Annotated in this window: 4 protein-coding genes; 1 reads left to right on the top strand and 3 read right to left on the bottom strand. The window is 64.0% G+C overall.

Annotated features, from left to right (window positions below; translation table 11 throughout):
• Positions 1-86: 86 nt before the first annotated feature.
• The 3 genes from Q0795_RS16990 to Q0795_RS16980 all read right to left on the bottom strand — a co-directional run bounded on the left by Q0795_RS16990 (position 87) and on the right by Q0795_RS16980 (position 2,225).
• Entirely contained in the window at positions 87-473 is a 387-nt protein-coding gene (locus Q0795_RS16990; protein ID WP_298891718.1) for a cytidine deaminase, read from the bottom strand.
• A 403-nt stretch (positions 474-876) separates the two neighbouring features.
• Positions 877-1,617 carry a hypothetical protein gene (locus Q0795_RS16985; RefSeq protein ID WP_298891716.1) on the bottom strand — a complete coding sequence of 247 codons (741 nt, stop codon included), beginning with the start codon at positions 1,615-1,617 and terminating at the stop codon, positions 877-879.
• A 149-nt stretch (positions 1,618-1,766) separates the two neighbouring features.
• Complete coding sequence (locus Q0795_RS16980) at positions 1,767-2,225, bottom strand: GNAT family N-acetyltransferase (RefSeq protein WP_298891714.1); 459 nt, start codon at positions 2,223-2,225, stop codon at positions 1,767-1,769.
• A gap of 176 nt (positions 2,226-2,401) precedes the next feature.
• On the opposite strand from Q0795_RS16980, the gene Q0795_RS16975 reads away from it, so the two are divergent.
• Positions 2,402-2,605, top strand: a complete 204-nt coding sequence (locus Q0795_RS16975) for a hypothetical protein (protein ID WP_298891712.1) — start codon at positions 2,402-2,404, stop codon at positions 2,603-2,605.
• Positions 2,606-3,424 lie beyond the last annotated feature (819 nt).

Below are 3,424 nucleotides of genomic sequence, written 5' to 3'. Positions count from 1 at the left end.
CGACCTTGACGGCGACCAGCGGCGGCGCACCCTAGAAAGCGACGGCACCGGGGCCCTTGACACAGAGGGGAACCAGAAGCGGATGCTCAGTCCACGGGCCAGCGGTAGGGCATCAGGTCGCCGAGGCGCACGATTTCTGCCTGGTTGACCAGCACCTGCGCGTCGAGGTTGCGCGGCGATAATTGAGAGATGAACTCGCGGCACCGACCGCACGGAGCGAGTACCTTATGGTCGGCTCCGACGGCAACCATGCGAACGACGACGTTCTGGCCGCGTGTGAGCATCGCGGCCGCAGCGGCGTGCTCCGCGCAGAAGCCGAGGGATGATGCCGTATCAACGCAAACGCCTACGAACACCTCTCCCTGGTCGGTTTCCAGAGCAGCGCCTACGGTTCCACACGATGCTGACGGCGAAAGCTGACGTGGCGCCAACACATCTGTCGCTCGTTCCCGGAGACGATCGAAGTGCGCCATGAGACTACCCTCGCACGCATGGTCCAGGCAGGACCGACCGGCTCAATGTTCGTACTCTACGTGCGCCCGCAGCGCGGCAGATCCGCGCGCTCGCGCCGAGAGCCCTGGGCGTGGTTGTGACCTCACTTTCATCGCCCTGGACTCGACCCTCATCACGGTGGACGATGGGCCATGAAGATCTTCAGGGCGTGGTGTCTGATCGCCGGCCACAACTGGGTCCGGCGCCGCATTGAGGACGTAGAGGTCTTGTGGTGCCGGAGATGCGGAACCACTACGCCGGCACCCGAGCCTGGCTCATATCGAGCGATGTGATCGTCGGTCGGGGCGCGCCATCGCGCCAGCCGTGACGTCAGAAGTTGTGCCTCTGACATCGGCAAAACAGTGAGGTTCGGAGCGCTCGGCGTCATAACTCGAGTCGCTGGATCCGACGGTTTCGTGCGCGCACGAACTGGATGCTGTTGCGTCGGAAGGCTGCGTACTCCATGGGCGAGGTTGCAAACCCTGCGGCTGGAAAGTCATTGAGCACGCTCGCGGTCAGCAGTGACCACACGCCCTTGCGATCTGAGGTGACGAGGTCGTCTAGGAGGAAGAACCGGACGTAGGTGTCGAAGTCCCGGAACAGGGCGAAGAAGTCGCGGTAGTAGTTGAGCCGGCCGGCCAGCGGACTGTCCAGTTCGGGGTTCTGATAGTGCCGGCGGATGCACTCCAGTGTGAGGTCGAACCGATCGGCGATCTGCCGGTTGACCCCTCGGGCCTGGTTGATGGTCTGACCCGTCTGCCCTGCGCTGTTGCGTGGGAAGAGGACGTAGCCGCCGATGGTCGAGGCGAGGCGGAAGAAGTCATCGGCATCTAGGGCGACTTCTGCCGCGAGCTCCGGAGGGAACCTGGACAGGTAACCCGGCGTCGACCACGTCGGGATGATGCCGTCGCTGCCCAGCCGGAACGTTGTCCCGTCTGGCGTGCGAAGTCGCAGCCCGTAGGCGTAGTCGTAGGTGATGTCGATCTCGAACGGTCCCACACTCTCGACCGGCCGGAGGCAGAGCGCCTGGTGCCACTGGTAGAGCCGCTCGCAGGTCTGGTCCGGGTCGCCACCGCCGTCGTAGTAGCTGGCGAAGTCCAGATCTGGATCGATCTCTATGCGCATAGCCCCATCGTCCCCAATGACCACGCCTCGCGTGAGGCCGAGCGCCCCACCTTCAGGCCGCACCATCATCACCACGCTGTAGCTCGGTTAATGCATCGCCGTGGCGGCGAATCCGGATGTTTGCTGTCGAGCTGGCCGAGCCCGGAGTCTCAGAGCGGCTTGACCATGAAGAGACAAGGATTCCCCTCACCCCAAAGGTCCGTCTCCTCCAGCGGGAGAAACCCGACCTGTTCGTAGAAGTGACGGGTGCGCGCGTAGCCGGGGTCCGGGTGTGAGGCGCCAAGCGTCTTCACCTCGAGTACCTGCACACCGCGCTCCCTCGCGTCCTCCTCGACAGCGCGGACCATAGCGGTACCAACACCCTGACCGTGGTGGTCCCGGTCGACGACCATGAGGTGGAGCTCGGCTACGTGCGGAAAGTGACGATCGACCAAGGTGAGCCCGATGACGTTCCCGCCGTCATCGCGGACCGTCCAAGTCTCCTTCGTCCGAGCCGCTTCGACATAGTCAGCGTTCGCCTCCGGAAGACCGAACCATTCCGGCACCCTGGCCAGAAGTCGCTTCGCCGCTTCCGGCACCTGCGAGTCCGGACGACAGATCCATCCCATGGCCCGAGCCTGCCAGAAGGCCACCCCGCGACGTCACGCGATTCACGACCCGCGGCAGTAGCGTGCCTCCGCTGCCGGAGCACCCTGAGAGTGCCAACTGTTTCGTTGACCCGTCGCACTAGACACGCCCAGCGGAGTCGTGTCATACCTGTAAGGACTTCTCAAAGGAGCGCAAGATGAAGTTCCGATTGGCCCTCAAGGGGAACCGCACCGTGTACATCGAGCACGGCGTCTGGTACGACCCATCGACGAAGCACATCCACGTGACGGTGCCTGGCGCCGAGGGCGCACATTGGTCCTACGGCAAGTCGGAGAAGAGGTACTTGCAGTACAAAGCCATGCTGCAGGAGGCAGGACGCTGGCCGGAGGGTGTCGACTAGTTCGGGGCGCTCATAGCACGGCGACCGCTGGCATGACAGGATGAGCCCATGCCAAGTCTGAAGCAGCCCATAATCGAGGTCGCTTGGAGGCACGCTGGGGAACAGGGCAAGATCCACTTCCGTGCGAAGCGTGCAGACGGGACGAGTCGACACCTCATCACGAAAGACGGCGAAGCCCTGTACAGCCTTCTGGACGAGCACCTGCTGGAGATGGGGTACACGGGACCCAAGTCGTCCAAGCCGAGCGAACACTAGGCGTCTGACGATGCGCGCGCGTGCGGCCGTCTCGGTGCTGCGAAGAACACTGAGCCCCTGAGGCTATGCCACCAGCCACGCATCTTATCGGCGCCTTCGGTCTGCACTGGGCGCGGGGAGAGGTCGACTGGCATCCAGGACCAGGTAGCAGTTGGCAACTGCTCGGACGCCGCGGCAACCGCGCTCCTGGGTTGCGCGTCTGCGACTTCCGTCCTGCCGCTGGGGTGTACGTCCTCGAGAAACGTAGCAGGCCCGTTTACGCGGGTTTGGCACGAAGCGGTCAAGGGATCGGTGCTCGGTTGTTGGCACACACCGACGACGGCACGAAGAACTGGACGCACTTCTCGTGGTTCTCGTTCGATGACGTGTGGCTAGACGAGCGACGGAAGACGTACGCACCTCACCCGAAGGGCTGGGCGGTTCTCGACCTGCGCGCACACCTAGCCCCGGTCTTTCATGAGGTCGGGCTGGTGGGCTCGGCGCGAGTGTGATGGTCATCGTCTGTCGGATTTGGCGCGTGGGCGTGGGGTAGCGCCGGCTGGCGCTGCCGGGCTGCGGTTCTCC

Origin of the sequence: uncultured Serinicoccus sp., from assembly GCF_947487915.1 — a bacterium.
Classification (GTDB): Bacteria; Actinomycetota; Actinomycetes; order Actinomycetales; family Dermatophilaceae; genus Ornithinicoccus.
This window is presented reverse-complemented; position numbering and strand designations above follow the sequence as displayed.